Origin of the sequence: Shinella sp. SUS2 (assembly GCF_001262505.1) — a bacterium.
Lineage (GTDB): Bacteria > Pseudomonadota > Alphaproteobacteria > Rhizobiales > Rhizobiaceae > Shinella.
In genome coordinates, this window is sequence record NZ_KQ410723.1 from 506,201 (window position 1) to 524,114 (window position 17,914).

General features: G+C 64.6%; 17 protein-coding genes and 1 pseudogene. 9 read left to right on the forward strand and 9 right to left on the reverse strand.

Translation table 11 applies throughout. From position 1 onward, the window contains the following. Positions 1 to 107: 107 nt before the first annotated feature. A complete protein-coding gene (locus AKG11_RS02445; RefSeq protein ID WP_023515601.1) occupies positions 108 to 404 on the forward strand; it encodes a hypothetical protein in 297 nt (98 codons plus the stop codon). On the opposite strand, the gene guaD is transcribed toward AKG11_RS02445, so the two are convergent. Both guaD and AKG11_RS02455 read right to left on the reverse strand, forming a co-directional pair. After that, complete coding sequence (gene guaD, locus AKG11_RS02450; protein ID WP_023515602.1) at positions 405 to 1,745, reverse strand: guanine deaminase; 1,341 nt, start codon at positions 1,743 to 1,745, stop codon at positions 405 to 407. It lies immediately after the preceding gene. Next, positions 1,742 to 2,983 carry a urate hydroxylase PuuD gene (locus AKG11_RS02455; RefSeq protein ID WP_050742801.1) on the reverse strand — a complete coding sequence of 414 codons (1,242 nt, stop codon included), beginning with the start codon at positions 2,981 to 2,983 and terminating at the stop codon, positions 1,742 to 1,744. Before AKG11_RS02455 ends, guaD begins: the two co-directional genes overlap by 4 nt. A 140-nt stretch (positions 2,984 to 3,123) precedes the next feature. On the opposite strand from AKG11_RS02455, the gene AKG11_RS02460 reads away from it, so the two are divergent. From AKG11_RS02460 to AKG11_RS02470, 3 genes are read left to right on the forward strand one after another with little or no spacing between them, the layout of a single operon-like run. Further along, positions 3,124 to 4,092 carry a LysR family transcriptional regulator gene (locus AKG11_RS02460; protein ID WP_037406825.1) on the forward strand — a complete coding sequence of 323 codons (969 nt, stop codon included), beginning with the start codon at positions 3,124 to 3,126 and terminating at the stop codon, positions 4,090 to 4,092. Between the two features lie 37 nt (positions 4,093 to 4,129). Then, complete coding sequence (locus tag AKG11_RS02465; RefSeq protein ID WP_024270469.1) at positions 4,130 to 4,384, forward strand: type II toxin-antitoxin system Phd/YefM family antitoxin; 255 nt, start codon at positions 4,130 to 4,132, stop codon at positions 4,382 to 4,384. After that, the gene (locus AKG11_RS02470; RefSeq protein ID WP_024270470.1) at positions 4,384 to 4,812 is read left to right on the forward strand and encodes a type II toxin-antitoxin system VapC family toxin; all 429 of its coding nucleotides are present in this window, start codon (positions 4,384 to 4,386) and stop codon (positions 4,810 to 4,812) included. Before AKG11_RS02465 ends, AKG11_RS02470 begins: the two co-directional genes overlap by 1 nt. A 6-nt stretch (positions 4,813 to 4,818) precedes the next feature. Here the strand turns inward: AKG11_RS02470 and xdhC are convergent, their stop codons facing one another. From xdhC to uraH, 4 genes are read right to left on the reverse strand one after another with little or no spacing between them, the layout of a single operon-like run. After that, positions 4,819 to 5,664 (reverse strand): xanthine dehydrogenase accessory protein XdhC, encoded by an 846-nt coding sequence (gene xdhC / locus AKG11_RS02475; RefSeq protein WP_050742802.1) that lies wholly within the window; start codon positions 5,662 to 5,664, stop codon positions 4,819 to 4,821. Positions 5,665 to 5,712: 48 nt separating this feature from the next. Then, a complete protein-coding gene (xdhB, locus tag AKG11_RS02480) occupies positions 5,713 to 8,079 on the reverse strand; it encodes a xanthine dehydrogenase molybdopterin binding subunit (RefSeq protein ID WP_050742803.1) in 2,367 nt (788 codons plus the stop codon). 3 nt (positions 8,080 to 8,082) lie between these two features. Then, a complete protein-coding gene (xdhA, locus tag AKG11_RS02485) occupies positions 8,083 to 9,567 on the reverse strand; it encodes a xanthine dehydrogenase small subunit (protein ID WP_050742804.1) in 1,485 nt (494 codons plus the stop codon). Positions 9,568 to 9,570: 3 nt separating this feature from the next. Further along, a complete protein-coding gene (uraH, locus tag AKG11_RS02490; protein ID WP_023515078.1) occupies positions 9,571 to 9,936 on the reverse strand; it encodes a hydroxyisourate hydrolase in 366 nt (121 codons plus the stop codon). 162 nt (positions 9,937 to 10,098) lie between these two features. Here uraH and puuE point away from each other — a divergent pair, with 162 nt between their 5' ends. The 5 genes from puuE to AKG11_RS02515 all read left to right on the forward strand — a co-directional run bounded on the left by puuE (position 10,099) and on the right by AKG11_RS02515 (position 14,517). After that, positions 10,099 to 11,517 (forward strand): allantoinase PuuE, encoded by a 1,419-nt coding sequence (gene puuE, locus AKG11_RS02495; protein WP_050742805.1) that lies wholly within the window; start codon positions 10,099 to 10,101, stop codon positions 11,515 to 11,517. An 11-nt stretch (positions 11,518 to 11,528) separates the two neighbouring features. After that, the gene (gene alc / locus AKG11_RS02500; RefSeq protein WP_050742806.1) at positions 11,529 to 12,545 is read left to right on the forward strand and encodes an allantoicase; all 1,017 of its coding nucleotides are present in this window, start codon (positions 11,529 to 11,531) and stop codon (positions 12,543 to 12,545) included. Beyond that, a complete protein-coding gene (locus AKG11_RS02505) occupies positions 12,542 to 13,027 on the forward strand; it encodes an ureidoglycolate lyase (protein WP_023515081.1) in 486 nt (161 codons plus the stop codon). The genes alc and AKG11_RS02505 overlap by 4 nt, the downstream gene beginning before the upstream one ends. Positions 13,028 to 13,124: 97 nt before the next feature. Further along, the gene (locus tag AKG11_RS02510; protein ID WP_050742831.1) at positions 13,125 to 13,736 is read left to right on the forward strand and encodes a winged helix-turn-helix domain-containing protein; all 612 of its coding nucleotides are present in this window, start codon (positions 13,125 to 13,127) and stop codon (positions 13,734 to 13,736) included. Next, positions 13,720 to 14,517: an SRPBCC family protein gene (locus AKG11_RS02515; protein WP_082342309.1), complete on the forward strand. Its 798-nt coding sequence runs from the start codon at positions 13,720 to 13,722 to the stop codon at positions 14,515 to 14,517. The genes AKG11_RS02510 and AKG11_RS02515 overlap by 17 nt, the downstream gene beginning before the upstream one ends. A gap of 177 nt (positions 14,518 to 14,694) precedes the next feature. Here AKG11_RS02515 and AKG11_RS02520 read toward each other — a convergent pair whose 3' ends face one another. The 3 genes and pseudogenes from AKG11_RS02520 to AKG11_RS35070 all read right to left on the reverse strand — a co-directional run. Further along, entirely contained in the window at positions 14,695 to 15,987 is a 1,293-nt protein-coding gene (locus AKG11_RS02520) for an NCS2 family permease (RefSeq protein WP_023516878.1), read from the reverse strand. 330 nt (positions 15,988 to 16,317) lie between these two features. Next, entirely contained in the window at positions 16,318 to 16,776 is a 459-nt protein-coding gene (locus AKG11_RS02525) for a YbaK/EbsC family protein (protein ID WP_023514690.1), read from the reverse strand. 71 nt (positions 16,777 to 16,847) lie between these two features. Then, a pseudogene (locus AKG11_RS35070) lies at positions 16,848 to 17,914 on the reverse strand (DUF2793 domain-containing protein); the annotation flags it as partial.

Consider the following 17,914-nt stretch of genomic DNA (forward strand, 5'->3'; position numbering starts at 1 on the left):
GTCTTGCCCGAGGCGGAAAACGTTCTTCTCCTTGATTTCCCGCAAGCCGGCGGCACCGTTGTGGCGTAGTCTGGCGGCAATTCTCTCGGACAAGGAAGGACGATCCCATGACCCCCATCCGGATTGCGGCCACGGCCGCCTCGCTTCTATTGGTCGCCAGCCCCGCCCTGGCTAAAATCCCGCTCGTCAACGCCACCTGCCCCGGCAATATCGAGGTGCATGCCGACGAGGGCGGGCCGATCTACATCAATGGAAAGGAAGGCAAGCTGCACGTCTTCAACGACAACTACTATGAGGCCAAGGGCGGCGGCGTGACGATCTCGCTCAGCATCAACCCCGACGGCACGGCCGCCGTCTCCTATACCGGACACGGCGGCGCGAACGGCATCTGCACCGTCAAATGATCAGGCCGTCTCGAGCAGGCGCTGCCTTGCGGCATCCGCCTTGCCCTTCCCCTTCATCGCCTTGCCGGCGACATAGACCTCGGCGACGCAACGGTCGTCGCCCATGGTCTGGAGGATGAAGAGCTCTTCCGCGAGCGAGGTGGCGGTGCGCATGCGATACTCCATCGCCGACTTGCCGGACGAATCGAGCACGACGATATCCGCATCCGCCCCTGCATGCAGCGAGCCGATATGCGTCTCGAGCCCGAGCGCGCGGGCATTGCCCAGCGTCAGGCGGTAGAAGGAATTGAACGGCGTCAGTTTCTGGCCGTTGAGGTGCAGCACCTTGTAGGCCTCGTCCATCGTTTCCAGCATGGAGAAGCTGGTGCCGGCACCCACATCCGTCGCCACCGACCAGCGCGCGCCGAGCCGGTCGAACTTGTCGCGATCGAAGAGACCCGAGCCGAGGAAAAGGTTTGACGTCGGGCAAAAGACGCCGACGGCACCCGTCTCGGCGAGCACGGAAACCTCGCGGTCGCTGAGATAGATGCAATGGCCGAGCAGCATGCGGTCGTTGAGCAAGCCGTAGCGGGCATAGATATCGGTGTAGTCCTTCGCCTGCGGGTAGAGCGAGGTGGCGAACGCGATCTCGTCGCGGTTCTCCGAAAGATGCGTCTGCACGTAGCAGGAGGGATGTTCGGCGACGAGCGCCTGGCTCATCTCCATCTGCTCCGGCGTCGAGGTGATGGCGAAGCGTGGGCTGATCGCATAATGCGCGCGACCGCGGCCATGCCATTTCTCGATGAGCCGCTTCGTCTCGTCATAGCCCTGCTGCGGCGTGTCGCGCAGGGCGTCGGGCGCGTTGCGGTCCATCATCACTTTGCCGCCGACCATGCGCATGCCCCGCGCCTCGGCCGCCGAGAAATAGGCCTCGACGCTCTCGGGATGCACCGAGCAATAGGCGACGGCGGTCGTCGTGCCGTTCGAGATCAGCTCGTCCATGAAGCGATCCGCCACGGCGGCCGCGTGGGCGGCCTCGGCGAACTTCTGCTCCTCGACGAAGATGTAGGTGTTCAGCCATTCCAGAAGCTGCGCGCCATAGGACGCGATGGCCTGGGTCTGCGGAAAATGCAGATGCGTGTCGATGAGGCCCGGCAACACGAGGTGCGGGCGATGGTCGGCAACCGCGACGCCCGGGCCGGCATGCCTGCTGACCTCGGCATGCTCGCCGATCTCCACGACCTTGCCGCCGCGGACGAACACCGCGCCATCCTCGATGTAGCGCCAGGCGGCCGTATCGTCGATGCCCTGCGGCTCGGCGAGAAAGGTCAGCACGCGGCCGCGGATCAGGAGTTCGTTCATTGGGTCTTCTCCCCGCTGACGGCATTTTCGTACCAGGCGACGAGCAGGCGGCGCTCCTCGTCGGAGATCTGCGTCACATTGGCCGGCGGCATGGCATGCGAGCGGCCGGCCTGCAGGTAAATCTCCCGCGCGTGGTTGGCAATCTCGCCGTCCGTTTCCAGGACGACGCCCTTCGGCGCCGTGATGATGCCTTCCCAGCCCGGCTCCTTCGCGTGGCACATGGCACAGCGCCCGAGGATGGTGTCGCGCACCTGCGGAAAGCCGTCCGCCGAAACGAAGGTCTGCTGGATGGCCGAGACCTTGGTTTCCGCCGGTTCGCCTGTCAGGATCTTCGGCACGGTGGACAGCCACATGATGGCAACGAAGAGCAGGGCGGTGACGAGCCAGGTCCAGGTCGGATTGCCGGCATTGGCGGACGTGGTGTTGAAGTAGTGGCGGATCGTGACGCCCATCAGGAAGACCAGCGAGGCGATGATCCAGTTGAATTCCGTGCCGAAGGCCAGCGGATAGTGGTTCGACAGCATCAGGAACAGCACCGGCAGCGTCAGGTAGTTGTTGTGCGTGGAGCGCTGCTTGGCGATCTTGCCGTATTTCGGATCAGGCGTGCGACCGGCGATGAGGTCTGCGACGACGACGCGCTGGTTCGGCATGATGATGAAGAACACGTTGGCCGACATGATCGTCGCCGTGAAGGCACCGAGATGCAGGAAGGCGGCGCGCCCCGTGAAGAGCTGCGTATAGCCCCAGGCCACAGCGACGAGGATGAAGTAGAGCGCCACCATCAGCCGCGTGTTGTCATTGCCGAAGGGCGACTTGCAGATCAGGTCGTAGATGATCCAGCCGAAGGCGAGCGAGGCCAGGGAAATACCGATCGCCACCGGCTTGGAGACGTCGAGCACGTTCGGGTCGATCAGATAGAGGTCTGCGCCTGCATAATAGACGAGACAGAGCATGCCGAAACCGGAAAGCCAGGTCGCATAGCTTTCCCATTTGAACCAGACGAGGTGCTCGGGCATCTGCGCCGGCGCGACCAGGTATTTCTGGATGTGATAGAAGCCACCGCCATGCACCTGCCATTCCTCGCCGTGGGCGCCCGGCGGCAGCGCGGGATGCTTCTTCAGGCCCAGATCGAGCGCGACGAAATAGAACGACGAGCCGATCCAGGCGATCGCCGTGATGACGTGCAGCCAGCGGACGGCAAACATGAACCAATCCCAGGCTATGGCATATTCGTACATAGGGACCTCCTCCCACTTTCCATGGGCTTGTTTGCCATCAAGTGATTTTCCCGGAAATCCCGGTGAATCCCGAACACTTTCAAAAAAATCTAAAAGATGACCGCCTCTTTGCTCTGCACGCCAATGTGGTAGAAAGGGCCATGTCCTATCTCGATAATGTGCGCGTCTTCGTTCGCGTGGTCGAACTCGGTACCCTTTCGGCGGCGGGGCGCGACCAGCGCGTCACTCCCGCGGTCGCCAGCAATCGCATCAAGGAGCTGGAACGCCATCTCGGCGTGCGGCTGTTCAACCGCACGACGCGCAAGCTCTCGCCGACCGAACATGGCCGCGTGTTCTACGAGGGCGCCGTGAAGATCATCGAGGCGGTGAACGAGGCGGAGGCGGCGATCGCCGACCTCTCGCGCAATCCCAAGGGCTCGCTCCGCATTACCGCGCCGCTCGGCATCGGCCGGCGCCTCATCGCGTCGGGCATTCCGGAGTTCCACGACAAGTATCCCGACATCGAGGTGCGGGTACGTCTGTCGGATCACAATGTCGATATCCTCGCCGAGGGCGTCGACGTCGCCTTCAAGCTCGGCGTGCTCGAGGATTCGAACCTGCGCATGCGCGGCATCCTCAATTGCGAGCGTGTGCTCTGCGCTTCGCCCGCCTATCTTTCCCGCCGCGGCACACCCGCCACTGCGGACGCGCTGATCGCCGAAAAGCACGACTGTCTGCTGCTGCGCTATCCCGGCTCGAAGGAGTATTACTGGACGCTGGTGACGGCCGAAGGCGTACGCAAGTTCGAGGTCGCCGGCCCCTATGACAGCGACGACGGCGACGTGCTCACCCAATGGGCGCTGGAAGGCCGGGGCATCATCAACAAGCCGCTCTTCGAGGTGAAGGCCCACCTTGCCGAGGGCCGCCTGGTGGAAATCCTGAAGGACAGCCCACCCGCCTCCGTGCAGCTCGCGGCAATCTACCCGCACAAGCGCTTTCAGGATCCGAAAGTGCGGCTGATGATCGATTTCATGGCCGAGCGATGTCAGCGGCTGATCGGCCGGCTGATCGGAGAGGAACCGGTCGCTGACGGCAAAGCCGAGTTTGTTGAAGTGAATGGCGAAAAATAGTATATTTCCTGCTGGAATATACTAGGTGGAGAAGCCTATGTCCTTCGCCTCCATGACCAGCGCCGACTTCAACCAGAATCCAAGCAAGGCAAAGAAGGCGGCAAACGAAGGCCCCCTCGTCATCGCCGAACATGGCGAGGCGAGCTATGTGCTTGTCCGCTACGACGATTTCAAGGACCACTGGCGAAAGTCGAAAAGCCTGTACGACGCCCTCAATAACAAGGGTTCAGAGTTCGATGACGATTTTACGCCCGAACGCGTCAGCTTCGAGGGACGGGACGTCGAATTCTGATGGCATTCCTGCTCGATACGAACGTTGTTTCCGCATCCCGCAGGGCTGAGCGTCAAGCCATTGAATTTCAGCAGTTCCTCCATACGTTCGATGTCGAGACCGCTTATCTTTCGACGATAACGATCATGGAGATCGAATTCAGCATACAACGCGAACGTCTTCGTAATCCCGATTTTGCCGATGACCTTTCTCTATGGCTGACGGCCCACGTGCTGCCGGAATTTTCCGCAAGGCTTCTGCCATTCGATATGCAGACGGCCTCGATCGCAGGCCGGTTGCCGACACCCGGAAAGAAGCCGACCGCCGACGGCATGATTGCGGCGACAGCGCTCGCCAACAATTTGGTCGTCGTCACACGCAATCTTTCAGATTTTCAGCCGCTCGGGGTCCCCTGCCTCACCCCTTGGGAAACGGCTCCCAGGGAATAGACCGCATCACCCCTTGGCAAGGACCGCCTTGTTGCACGCGCCCGTCCAGGTCAGCGCCGCCGTCATGATCTCGGCGGCCGCAAGCGCTGCGATCACCGTCGGGCGTTTGTCCTTCACGACCGTACCGCCGATCGGGCAGACCAGGCAATTGAAAAGGTCCGGCTGGCCGATCTCGCGCGACAGCCAGTTGCGGAAGGTCGCGCGCTTGGTCTTCGAACCGATCATGCCGACATAGGCTGCATCGCTGCGCTTCAGCGCCTCGGCCGTGATCAGGAAATCCAGCGCGTGATCGTGGGTCAGGACAACAAAACTGCTGCCGGCCGGCGCATCGCGCACCACGGTCTCGGGCATGGCGGTGAGGCAGGTCTCGATGCGTGGCACCGTCGAGGCGACGAGCTCGTCCTCGCGTGTATCCACCAGCACGACGCGCAGCGGGGCGAGCGACAGCGCCATGGCGAGCGCATCACCGACATGGCCTGCGCCGAAGACATAGACATGCGGCCGCAGGGCCATCTCGCGGTCGCTGCGGGCGACGAGATCACGAGCCAGCACCGGGTTCATAGCGGTGAAGGACAGCCCGACGCGCCCGCCGCAGCACTGGCCGATCTCCGGGCCGAGCGGCACGCTCATCGGCTCGGCGGCAGCGCCCAGGCGCAGTGCTCGCCGGGCCTGATCGATCGCCATGTATTCGAGCTGACCGCCGCCGATCGTCGCGAAGATCTCCCGTTCCGAGACCAGCATGAAGGCATCCGTGTCGCGCGGCGTGGAGCCCGCCGCACCCGTCACCTCGACCAGGATCGACCCCGGCGCCCGGCGCAGGAAATCCCTGATATCTTCGCGCGCGGCAGGCATGGCCTCACCCCTTGCTTTCTTTGCCGCAATTCCGGACGGAAAACCGCATCACACTTTTCCTGGAACTGCTTGGGCCGCCTTGAGACGCTCGATCGCCATCAGCACGCATTCGGGTGTCGCCGGGGCGTCGAGCCGTGGGCAGATCTGATGGTCCGCCACGCTCGCCACCGCATCCGACAGCGCATGCAGCACGGCAAGGCCGAGCGGCAGCGGCGGCTCGCCAACCGCCTTGGAGCGGTGGATCGTCGGCTCGTAGGCTTCCGACCAGTCGGTCAGCGCGACGTTGAAGATCTTCGGGCGATCCGAGGCGAGCGGGATCTTGTAGGTGGAGGGCGCGTGGGTGCGAAGCCGCCCCTTGCCGTCCCACCACAATTCCTCCGTGGTCAGCCAACCCATGCCCTGGATGAAGCCGCCTTCGACCTGGCCGATGTCGATGATCTTGTTCAGCGACCGGCCGGTATCGTGCAGGATGTCGGTGCGCTCGACGACATATTCGCCGGTCAGCGTGTCGACCGAAACCTCAGAGCAGGCCGCGCCATAGGCGTAGTAATAGAACGCGTGGCCGCGGCCCTTCGACCGGTCCCAGTGGATCTTGGGCGTCTTGTAGAAGCCGGCCGCCGAGAGCTGGACGCGCGCCATATAGGCCTTCTTCACGAGATCGTTGAAGGACATCTCGGAATTGCCGATCCGCACGCGGTTCGGCAGGAAGACGACCTGATCGCGTGGCACCTGATGGCTTTCCGCGGCGAAATCGATCAGCCGGTCCTTGATCTGGCGCGCGGCGTTCTGCGCCGCCATGCCGTTGAGGTCGGCGCCGGACGAAGCCGCGGTCGGTGAGGTGTTCGGCACCTTGGCCGTCGTCGTCGCGGTGATTTTCACCCGGTCGAGATCGATCTGGAACTCTTCCGCCACCACTTGCGCCACCTTCAGGTGCAGGCCCTGGCCCATTTCCGTGCCGCCGTGATTCATGTGCACGGAACCGTCCGTGTAGACATGCACCAGCGCGCCGGCCTGGTTGGATTCCGTCTTGGTGAAGGAGATGCCGAACTTGACCGGCGTCAGTGCCAGGCCACGCTTGACGATACGGCTCTTCGCATTGAACGCCTGGATCGCCTTGCGGCGGCCGGCATAGTCGGCGCTCTCTTCGAGTTCGGCGACGATGCGCTGGATGATGCAGTCCTCCACCTTCTGGTGGTAGGGCGTGAGGTTGCGGGTCCCCTCGACGCCCATCGCGTCGTAGAAGTTCAGCTTGCGGATATCCAGCGGGTCCTTGCCGACGGCGAAGGCCACCTCATCGATGACGCGCTCCGCGCCCACCATGCCCTGGGGACCGCCGAAGCCGCGGAAGGCGGTGTTCGACACGGTGTTGGTGTGCAGCAGCGCCGTCTTGGCGTGCACATGCGGGAAGAAATAGGCGTTGTCGCAGTGGAACAGCGCGCGGTCGCCCACCGGACCGGAGAGGTCCGCCGAAAAGCCGGCGCGAAGCGCGAAGGTATAGTCGATGCCGAGAATGCGGCCCTCGTCGTCGAAGCCGACATCATAGTCGATGGCGAAATCGTGCCGCTTGCCGGTCGCCACCATGTCCTCGTCGCGGTCAAGGCGAAGCTTGACGGCGCGGCCCAGCTTCTTGGCGGCGATGGCGGCGAGCGCAGCGCACTGGTTGGCCTGGGTCTCCTTGCCGCCGAAGCCGCCGCCCATGCGGCGCACCTCCACCGTCACGGCGTGGCTCGGCACGCCGAGCGCATGGGCGACGAGATGCTGCGTCTCGCTCGGCCCCTGGGTGGAGCAATAGACGGTGACCTCGTCATCCTCGCCGGGTACGGCGAGCGAGACCTGGCCTTCGAGATAGAAATGGTCCTGCCCGCCCAGCCGCATGCGGCCCTTCACCCGGCGCGGCGCGCTGTCGAGGGCCGCGGCCGCATCGCCGCGCTTCAGCGTCAGCGGCGGAAAGACCTGGCGATGCGTCGTCTGGTCGAGGTCCCAGATGTCGATATTGGCGGGCAGCTCCTCGTATTCGACCTTGGCCAGGCGCGCAGCGCGGCGGGCTTCCTCGCGCGTTTCCGCGATCACGCAGAAGATCGGCTGGCCGTGGAACTCCACCTTGCCGGCGGCGAGCACCGGATCGTCATGCATGCCCGAGGGCGAGATGTCGTTGTCGCCGGGCACGTCCTCATAGGTCAGCACGTCGACGACGCCGGGCGCGGCGCGCACCGCCGAAAGGTCGAGGGACTTCACGGTACCGTGGGCGACCGTGGAGAGGCCGAGGCCGGCATGCAGCGTGCCGGCGGGCTCGGTGATGTCGTCGATATAGACGGCCGTGCCGGCAACGTGCTTGTGCGCGGAATCGTGGCGCGGGCTCGAATGCACGCCGCCGGTGATCTTTTCCGCCTTGAGGTCTGGAGTGTGCTTGTTCATGGCTTACGCAGCCTCGTATCTGGACACCTGCGCGGGCTCTGCGCTGGTCGTCGTTTCCACATAGAACCGCAAGAGCAGGTTCTTCGCCACCAGCGCGCGGTATTCCGCTGTCGCGCGCATGTCGGTCAGCGGCGCATAGTCCTCGGCATATTTCGCCATGGCCGCTTCCACCGTCGCCTCCGTCCAGCTCTGGCCGAGCAGTGCCTTTTCGACGGCAAAGGCACGCTTCGGCGTCGCCGCCATGCCGCCATAGGCGATGGTGATGGCAGCGACCGTGCCGTCGGCGGCAAGCGCCAGGCGGAAGGCGCCGAGCGTTGCGGTAATGTCCTCGTCGCGGCGCTTGGTCACCTTGTAGACGGCGAACTTTTCCGCCGCAGGGGGAACGGGCACCGCAAGGGATTCCACGAATTCGCCCGGCTGACGGTCCTGCTTGCCATAGGCGATGAAGAAATCCTCAAGCGGGATGGTGCGCCGTTCCGCGCCCTTGCGCAAGGTCACCGACGCACCGAGCGCGATCAGCGCCGGCGGCGTGTCGCCGATCGGCGAACCGTTGGCGACATTGCCGCCGATCGTGCCCATGTTGCGCACCTGCTGGCCGCCGATCCGGGTGATGAGCGGGCCGAGCGCCGGAATGTGCTGCGAAAGCGTCGCGATGGCCTCGGTATAGGTGACGCCGGCGCCGAGCGTGATCACGTCGTCCTTCACCGCAATCGCCTTCATCTCCTGAAGGCCGGCAATGAAGACGACCGGCGTGATGTCGCGCATGTGCTTGGTGACCCAAAGGCCGACATCGGTGGAACCCGCCACGATCGTGGCGGCGGGTTCCGCCTCCAGCATAGCGGCGAAATCGTCGAGATTCGCCGGCACGACGAACCGCTTCCTGCCTTCGCCGACTTCGACGCGCGCGCCATCGGCAAGTGCCCGGAGGCGCTTGATCATCGTCTGGCGTTCGGCAAGAAGCGGGTCCTTCTCCGTGCCGCCATAGCTGGAAATAGCGCGGGCGGCGCGCAGGATCGGCTCATAGCCGGTGCAGCGACAGAGATTGCCCTGCAGCGCAATCTCGATCTCCTGATCGCTCGGGTTCGGCGCCTGCATCCACAGCGCATAGAGCGACATGACGAAACCCGGCGTGCAGAAGCCGCATTGCGAACCGTGATAGTCCACCATGGCCTGTTGCACGGGGTGCAGGCGACCGTCGCGGGCGGCGAGATGCTCGACGGTGACGACATGACAGCCATCCAGCGAGCCGAGGAAGCGGATGCAGGCATTGACGCCCTCGTAAACAAGGCCGCCCTCAGGTGTCAGCCTGCCCACCAGCACCGTGCAGGCGCCGCAGTCGCCTTCGGCGCAGCCTTCCTTGGTGCCCTTCAACAGGCGGGACAACCGCAGCCAGTCGAGCAATGTCTGGTCCGGCCCGACGTCGCTGACAACAACGTCCTGGCCATTGAGGATGAAACGCAGTTCCGCGCGGATCGAGACGGCCGCCATGGATTAGCTCCCGCGATAGGTTGAATAGCTGAAGGGCGAGACGAGCAGCGGCACATGGTAATGCGCGCCCTCGTCGGCAAGGCCGAAGCGAATGGGGATGATGTCGAGGAACAACGGGCCATCCCCCGTGCGGCCGAGATAATCGCCGGCGTGGAAACGCAGCTCGTAGGTGCCGGCCTTCATCGTCTCGCCGGCGAGCAGCGGCGCATCGCAGCGGCCGTCATCGTTCGTCTCGGTGGTCTTGAGAAGGCGCAGCGTGTCGCCCTCCACCTGGTAGAGATCGATGCGCAGGCCTTCTGCCGGCTTGCCGCGCGCCGTGTCCAGCACATGGGTGGTGAGGCGGCCGGCGCCTTGCGAATGAGTTTGCATGTTTTTCCTCCCGAACACAGCACTCCGATAATCACTATCCTCCAGCCTCTTGCCACTGAAAAGCAGCAGGATCGTTCGAGACTTTCAAAATTTCCGTAGGGAATGACACGGGCGATTTGCGGTTAGAAATTCTGCATCGAAAGCGTTTGGAGGAGCGTTCCCATGCGATATTGCCGTGACATGCACGGATATGGACAGACACCGCCGGCTGCCGGGTGGCCGGACGAGGCACGCGTCGCCGTACAGTTCGTGCTGAACTACGAAGAAGGCGGCGAGAATTGTGTGTTGCACGGCGATGCGGCATCGGAAGCCTTTCTCTCCGAGATCGTCGGCGCCGCCCAATGGCCGGGCCAGCGCCACTGGAACATGGAATCGATCTACGAATACGGCGCGCGCGCCGGCTTCTGGCGCCTGCACCGGCTGCTGACGGAAAAGAACGTGCCCGTCACCGTCTACGGTGTCGCCACCGCGCTCCGCCGTTCGCCCGCCCAGGTGGCCGCCATGCAGGAGGCCGGCTGGGAAATCGCCTCGCACGGCCTCAAATGGGTCGAGCACAAGGACATGACGGTGGAGGACGAACGCGCGGCCATTGCCGAGGCAATCCGCCTGCACACGCTCGTCACCGGCGAACGGCCGCGCGGCTGGTATACCGGCCGCTGTTCGGTCAACACCGTCGATCTCGTCACCGAAGCCGGCGGCTTCGACTATGTTTCCGATACCTATTCCGACGACCTGCCCTACTGGCACGAGCATGGCGGCCGGCAGCAGCTGATCATCCCCTACACGCTCGACGCCAACGACATGCGCTTCGCGACGCCCCAGGGCTTCAACAGCGGCGACCAGTTCTTCAGCTACCTGAAGGATAGTTTCGACGCGCTCTATGCGGAAGGCGCCAAGGGCAGCCCGAAGATGATGAGCATCGGCCTGCACTGCCGCCTGATCGGCCGGCCGGGCCGCGTCATGGCGCTCGCCCGCTTCATCGACTATGTGCAGAGCCACGAAAAAGTCTGGATCGCCCGCCGCGTCGACATCGCCGAGCACTGGGCAAAAACCCATCCGCCAAAGCCGGTCGCAGAGCGCCCGTCGCAGATGGCGGAAGAGGCGTTCGTCAAACGCTTCGGCGATATCTTCGAGCACTCTCCCTGGATCGCCCGGCGCGCCTTCGCCGACGAACTTTCGCCGGCGAACGATACCGCGATCGGCCTTTCTGCCGCGCTCACCTTCCAGTTCCGTGCGGCGAGCGAGGAGGAGCGTCTGGGCGTTCTTGTCGCCCACCCGGATCTCGCCGGCAAGCTGGCCGAGGCCAAGCGCCTGACGGCAAGCTCGACGGAAGAGCAGGCGTCGGCCGGTCTCGACGCGCTGACCGACGAGGAGCGCGCACGCTTCACCGAGCTCAACAACCGCTATGTCGAAAAATTCGGCTTCCCGTTCATCATCGCCGTGCGCGACAACACCAAGGCGAGCATTCTCGCCGCCTTCGAAAAACGCATCGCGAACGACCGCGTCGCCGAATTCGCCACCGCCTGCAAGCAGGTCGAGCGAATCGGCTATCTGCGGCTCAATGCGCTGCTGCCGGCCTGAGCGACCGCGTCATGTCGAGCGGCGCCACGCCTTCGTTCACACGCGGAACGATCAACCTTGCCTCGGCCGGCCTCGGGGCAAGGGGTATCTTCGCCACGGACGCGTTTTTCGGCCCGCTGTCGCGCATGCTGGCCGACGAGCCCGCCGTCTACAAGCCCGGCGTCTATGACGAGCACGGCAAATGGATGGACGGCTGGGAGACGCGGCGGCGGCGCGGGCCGGGGCATGACCATGCGATCGTTGCACTGGCAACGCCCGGCCGTATCAAAGGCTTTGAGGTGGACACGGCGCATTTTACCGGCAACTACCCGACGGCCTGCGCCATAGAGGGCTGTCTTGCGCCTGGCGGGCCGGGCGAGGCTACGGTGTGGACGCCCCTTTTGGCCGCAAGCCCACTCGGGCCGAATGCCCCGCATTTCTTCGATTGCGCCACGGACGGGCTGTTCAGCCATGTGCGGCTGCGCATCTATCCCGATGGCGGGGTGGCAAGGCTGCGCGTCCACGGACTTCCGGCGCTCGACCGCAGCGCCGCCGAAAACAGGCCGCTCGATCTTGCCGCCGCTCTTGCGGGCGGAACCGTCGTCGCGCTCTCGAACGGGCACTACGGCCACCAGCGCTTGCTCGCGCCCGGTCGCGGCATCAATATGGGCGACGGCTGGGAGACCAGCCGCCGCCGTACACCGGGCCACGAATGGATCGTGGTCAGGCTCGCCGCACGGGCGACGATCGAAAGCATCGTCGTCGATACCGCCCATTTCAAGGGCAACTACCCGGATGCCTGCTCCCTGCAGGCCGCCGACCTGACGGGCACGACGGGGGACCTCCCCACCCTTGTCACCGCCGCGTCGATGTTCTGGCAGGAGATCCTGCCCGAGCAGAAACTTGCCGCCGACCGTATCCATACGTTCGACGGCAATCTCGTGAAACGGGCGGACGCCGTGACGCATGTCCGCCTGAACATCCATCCGGACGGCGGTGTCAGCCGCCTGCGCATTTTTGGCCGTCTGGCCGAGGGAGGAAAGACATGAAGACCATCGAGATCAAGCCGCTCACCCGCGAGGCCTTCGCGCCCTTCGGCCAGGTGATCGAGCAGGACGGTGCCCACAATTTCCCGATCAATGCGGGAAAATGCACCCGCTACCATGACCTCGCCAATATCGAGACGACGGGTGACAAAGCCCGGCCGATGATCAGTCTCCTGCGCGGCGAGCCCTATCCCCTGCCGCTGGAGCTGACGATGGTGGAGCGCCACCCGCTCGGCAGCCAGGCCTTCATTCCCTTGAGTGATGCCTCGTTCCTCGTCGTCGTCGCCGGGGAGACCGAGAACGGACCCACTGAGCCGATCGCCTTCCGCACCGCGCCCGGCCAGGGCGTCAATATCGGCCGCAATGTCTGGCACGGCATCCTGACGCCGCTCGACACGGTCTCTGATTTCGCCGTCGTGGATCGCGGCGGCGAGGGCGTGAACCTCGAGGAGCATTTCTATTCGGAACCCTTCCTGATCCGCTGATCCACCCACCGGGATCACGGATCCGCCGGCCCGCCTCCACGGGCCGGCACTTTTTTGAGTCCATTGACAAATTTTCTTGTCAATGGAATCCTGCCACATGCTCGATCTCGATATCCTTGACACACCGGCCGCCGCTGCCCTTGCCCTCGATCCCGTGAAGGCACGCCTGCTCGCCGAGCTTTCCACGCCAGCCTCCGCGGCCACGCTCGCCGGTCGGGTGGGACTGACACGCCAGAAGGTGAACTATCACCTCAGGGCGCTGGAGGACGAGAGGCTGGTGGAACAGGCCGAGGCCCGCCAGTGGGGCGGCATCACCGAGCGGCTGATGGTGGCAACGGCGCGCTCCTATGTCGTCTCGCCGGCCGCGCTGGGGCCGGTCGGGGCCGATCCCGATGTTTCCGGCGACCGGTTCTCGGCAAGTTATCTCGTGGCACTCGCCGCCCGCAGCGTGCGCGAGGTCGGCACGCTCTGGCGTGGCGCGCGCGCTGCAGACAAGCGGCTTGCCACGCTCTCCATCGACACGACGATCCGCTTCGCCTCCCCCGCCGCGCGCGCCGCCTTCACGGCCGATCTCACCGCGGCGGTCGCAACGCTCACCGCCCGCTACCACGACGAACAGGCCCCGGGCGGGCGGGCGCACCGGCTGGTCGTCGCCGCCTATCCCGCACCACCAGACAAGGAAAGGAAGTCCGATGCCGACGAAATTTGACGCCAGCGGCAAACGCTGGGTGGAAATGGAGTTTCTCGTTCCCGGCACGCCCGAGGAGGTCTGGCATGCCATGGCGACCGGCCCCGGCAACGCCGCCTGGTTCACCCGAGCCGAGATCGAGGAGAAGATCGGCGGCCGGCTCACCTTCCACTTCATGCCGGGGGTCACCTCCGGCGGCACGGTCACCGGCTGGGAGCCGCCACACCGCTTCGGTTATGTGGAGGTCGGCTGGGCGGAGAATGCCCCGCCGATCGCCACGGAGATTTCCATCATCGCCCGCTCGGGCGACGAGTGCCTCGTGCGCATGGTGCATTCCCTCTTCAGTTCGACCGATGACTGGGACGACCAGATGGAGGGCTTCGAGTCCGGCTGGCCCGGCTTCATCGAGGTGCTGCGGCTCTATCTCGCACACCATGCCGGCCAACCCGCTGCCTCTTTCCAGCTGTCCGCCGAAGCAGCGGGCGATGGGCTCGTCACATGGCGCAAGCTGCTCGACGGCCTCGGCCACGAGACGGCCGATGTCGGCGAAAACTGGACCGTCGAAGCCGGCGAAACGTTTTTCGGCGAGGTCGTCGGCGTGCGGCAGGACGATCGGCAGCGCTACGTGCTGGTCCGCATCGATGGCGAAACGCCGGGCGTCGGCCTCTTCGGCCTCTACCGTACGGGCGAAGCGATCCGCCTCAGCGTCTGCCGCTTCTTCTACGGAGAGAAGGCTGCGCAGGTGGCCATGGCAAGCGAACGGGAATGGCAGGCTTGGCTGGACGGTGTCGCCCGGCCCTGACATGCAAAAAAGGCCGCGCTCATCACGCGGCCCTTTTGATGTGTCGCACGAACCCCTCTACCATCAGCTTGGGCCTGACCCGAGCCCCCATCAGCCGTGGCGGCAGATGGATCCTCGGCTAAGCGCCGAGGATGACGATGGAGTTTGTGGTGCGGTCCGCCCGAACGATCGGGCCCCTTATTCCGCGAAAAAGGCGAAGCGGATGATGAAGAGGGCCGCGACGATCGCCGTTGCCGGATGGATCTGCTTCCACTTGCCGGTGAAGAACTTCAAGACGACATAGCTGACGAAGCCGAAGGCAAGGCCGTTGGCGATCGAGTAGGTGAAGGGCATGGCGAGCGCAGTGAGCGCAGCCGGAGCCGCTTCCGTCAGGTCATCCCACTCGATTTCCGTCAGTTCGCGCATCATCAGGCCTGCGACATAGAGCAGGGCCGGTGCCGTCGCATAGCTCGGCACGGAGCCGGCGAGCGGCGAGATGAAGAGGGCAGCGAGGAACAGGATAGCGACGGTGAAGGCGGTGAGGCCCGTGCGACCGCCGGCCTGCACGCCCGAAGCGCTTTCGACATAGGCCGTGGTGCTGCTCGTGCCGATCAGCGAGCCGGCAACGATTGCCGTGCTGTCGGCGAGAAGCGCGCGGCCGAGGCGGCTCTGCTTGCCTTCCTGGATGAGGTTGGCACGCTTGGCCACGCCGATCAGCGTGCCGGTCGCATCGAACACTTCGACGAGCACGAAGACGAGGATGACATGCAGCAGGCCGCCGTGCAGGGCGCCCATGATGTCGAGCTGCAGGAAGGTCGGCATGATCGACGGCGGGGCGGAAACGAGGCCGCGGAACTCGCTGACGCCAAAAATCCAGGAGAGGACCGTGACGGCGAGAATGCCGATCAGGATAGCCCCCTTGACGCGCAGCGCATCAAGCACGGCAATGATGAAGAAGCCGAGGATGGCGAGCAGCGGGCCGGTCTGCTTGAGGTCGCCGAGACCGACGAGCGTCGCCGGATTGTCGACGACGATGCCGGAACTCTTCAGGGCGATGATGCCGAGGAAGAGGCCGATACCGGCGGCGATCGCGCTGCGCAGCGAATGCGGAATGCCGGCAATCAGCCAGCTGCGCACACCGGTCACCGTCAGGATGACGAAGATGATGCCGGAAATGAACACCGCACCCAGCGCCTGCTGCCAGGTGAAGCCGAGCGCCGCCACGACCGTGAAGGCGAAGAAGGCGTTGAGGCCCATGCCGGGCGCCATGCCGATCGGCCAGTTGGCGACGAGCGCCATGACCATGGAGCCGAGCGCGGCGGCAAGACAGGTGGCGACGAAGACGGCGTCGCGATCCATGCCCGTCGTCGACAGGATATCCGGGTTGACGAAGATGATATAGGACATGGTGAGGAAGGTCGTCAGACCCGCGATCACTTCGGTGCGCACGCTCGTTCCGTGCTCACTCAGCTTGAAAAACCGTTCAAACATGTTTTCTCCCCCTGGCGCGCCAGCGGCTGCGCCGTGCAAAACCTCCGGGCCAGATGCTCCTCCAGCAACCCGGGACCTAGCCGACGCTTCGCACTGCGAACCGCCTGCCCGCGGGTCTCCCCGCGTCCGCGCGCCGCTGTCCGCCGAAAGCCGGCCGCGGTTGATCACAGTTTCGTCATATTGCGTGTTCAGGCGGGATTTTTCCAGCCGGGCATTTCCCCGGATTTTCGCGAAACTCTTTCACGATTCGCTCGGCGGAGGGTTTTGGAGAAATCGCTCTGGCGACTTGTTTCGACTGGGCTATCCGGCGCCGGCCGGAAAGCCGGGACGTCACTCGCAGACGTCGACCCACTCGCCCTTGACGAGGTCCGCCATGCGGTCCGGCGCAATGCGCACGGCAGCATTCGTCGCGCCTGCGGCCGGAACCACCTCGTCGAAAGGTTTCAGCGAGACGTCGCAATAGACGGGCACGGGCGCAGGCAGGCCGAACGGACAGACGCCACCGACCGGATGGGAGGTGACGGCCAGCACCTGCTCGGCATCGAGCATGCGCGGCTTTGCGGCAAAACGGTCCTTGAATTTCCGGTTGCTGAGCCGCGCCGTGCCGGCCGCAACGAGGAGCACGATCTCCTCGCCGACCCTGAGGCAGATCGTCTTGGCGATCTGTTCCGGCGCCACGCCATGCGCCGCGGCGGCAAGCGGCACGGTCGCAGAGCTCTCTTCGGTGACCAGCACCGCGACATCAGGCGCATTTTCGGAGAAGAAGGTACGGACGGATTCGAGCGACATGTCTTTTCATAACCAGTCCGGCAGCCCCCGCGCAAGGGCCGCCTGGAATGCAACGCATGCTATGCTTTTCCTCAGGCATAAATGCCACCGGTCGGATTGGTGCCCGCGAGGGTACCCGGCAGGAACGTCGTCGCCTTGCCGAACGTGTTGATGACCCCGTTGGTTTCGGCAATGTAGCGCCCGCCGGTGGCCGTGCCCGCTATGGTCGGATTGGAGAGCGCGACGGTACCGCAGTTCGAGGCGGCGATGAACTGCGTGAAGGCGGGCGTCCCGGTCAACGTGAAAGTGCGGTTCGCGCCGGCGAGGTGGCCGACGCCGATATTCATGTGCCGCCGCGCACCCCCGGTGATCGTATAGTTGTCTTCCAGCACGATATGGCAGGGGCCGTCGCAGAAAATATGGTCGGCATTCGCGCCGACCGCGCCGAACTCCACCTTGCCGAGCCGCAGATGCACACCAAGGCCTACCGAAAGCGCATGGATGAGATCCGTTGCAATGGCGATCCGCACGCCGGCAACGCGCACCTGGGCCCCATTGCGAAAGCCGAGCCCCGAGGACAGCACGACCGAGGCCGGCGTCGTCTCGTTACCCTTGATGACGAGCGTGCCTCCCCCGATCAGCGGCCGCACAATGCTCGCCCCGGCATAGATGCCGTTGGCGATCTCGATCGTCACGTCGAAGGAGGCACAGTCGAGATTGTGCGCCACGTCGATTGCCTTCTGGATCGTCGCGAAAGGTGCACCCGCCGTCATCCCGTTGTTGCCGTCGCTCCCTGTCGTCGCGACATAGTAGGTTCGGTGCCCCATCAGTTGCGGCCGAACGCCCACGACCCCGGCCGGAAACGTCACCCGCCCCGTCGCCGGATCGACGACCAGGGCGTCGTGGAAGGTTGAACCATCAGGGCTCACCTTGACGCTGAAGGCATCGCTCCCGGCAAGCCCCATTTCAGCCCGCCCCGACCAAGCGCTCTGGAAGAGCAACGAGGCGGTATGGCCGGTCGTGGCCTTGTTGACCTTGATCTGGTGCCCCGCCCCCTCATGGGTGAAGAGGGAGGCTGGGGAGGCGACAGCGAACCTGTTTGTTAGATCGGCGGCTGTATTGATACCGAGGCGGTTTTGGTTGGTTGTATTGACGGTTG

Excerpts from the sequence above, each read along its gene's own strand:
- xdhA (WP_050742804.1), bottom strand. The coding sequence starts at position 9,567 with ATGGCGGCCGTCTCGATCCGCGCGGAACTGCGTTTCATCCTCAATGGC.
- AKG11_RS02505 (WP_023515081.1), top strand. The coding sequence starts at position 12,542 with ATGAAGACCATCGAGATCAAGCCGCTCACCCGCGAGGCCTTCGCGCCC.
- AKG11_RS02465 (WP_024270469.1), top strand. The coding sequence starts at position 4,130 with ATGTCCTTCGCCTCCATGACCAGCGCCGACTTCAACCAGAATCCAAGC.
- alc (WP_050742806.1), top strand. The coding sequence starts at position 11,529 with ATGTCGAGCGGCGCCACGCCTTCGTTCACACGCGGAACGATCAACCTT.
- AKG11_RS02455 (WP_050742801.1), bottom strand. The coding sequence starts at position 2,983 with ATGTACGAATATGCCATAGCCTGGGATTGGTTCATGTTTGCCGTCCGC.
- xdhC (WP_050742802.1), bottom strand. The coding sequence starts at position 5,664 with ATGCCTGCCGCGCGCGAAGATATCAGGGATTTCCTGCGCCGGGCGCCG.
- AKG11_RS02460 (WP_037406825.1), top strand. The coding sequence starts at position 3,124 with ATGTCCTATCTCGATAATGTGCGCGTCTTCGTTCGCGTGGTCGAACTC.
- puuE (WP_050742805.1), top strand. The coding sequence starts at position 10,099 with ATGCGATATTGCCGTGACATGCACGGATATGGACAGACACCGCCGGCT.
- AKG11_RS02525 (WP_023514690.1), bottom strand. The coding sequence starts at position 16,776 with ATGTCGCTCGAATCCGTCCGTACCTTCTTCTCCGAAAATGCGCCTGAT.
- xdhB (WP_050742803.1), bottom strand. The coding sequence starts at position 8,079 with ATGAACAAGCACACTCCAGACCTCAAGGCGGAAAAGATCACCGGCGGC.
- AKG11_RS02445 (WP_023515601.1), top strand. The coding sequence starts at position 108 with ATGACCCCCATCCGGATTGCGGCCACGGCCGCCTCGCTTCTATTGGTC.
- AKG11_RS02515 (WP_082342309.1), top strand. The coding sequence starts at position 13,720 with ATGCCGACGAAATTTGACGCCAGCGGCAAACGCTGGGTGGAAATGGAG.
- AKG11_RS02520 (WP_023516878.1), bottom strand. The coding sequence starts at position 15,987 with ATGTTTGAACGGTTTTTCAAGCTGAGTGAGCACGGAACGAGCGTGCGC.
- guaD (WP_023515602.1), bottom strand. The coding sequence starts at position 1,745 with ATGAACGAACTCCTGATCCGCGGCCGCGTGCTGACCTTTCTCGCCGAG.
- AKG11_RS02470 (WP_024270470.1), top strand. The coding sequence starts at position 4,384 with ATGGCATTCCTGCTCGATACGAACGTTGTTTCCGCATCCCGCAGGGCT.
- AKG11_RS02510 (WP_050742831.1), top strand. The coding sequence starts at position 13,125 with ATGCTCGATCTCGATATCCTTGACACACCGGCCGCCGCTGCCCTTGCC.
- uraH (WP_023515078.1), bottom strand. The coding sequence starts at position 9,936 with ATGCAAACTCATTCGCAAGGCGCCGGCCGCCTCACCACCCATGTGCTG.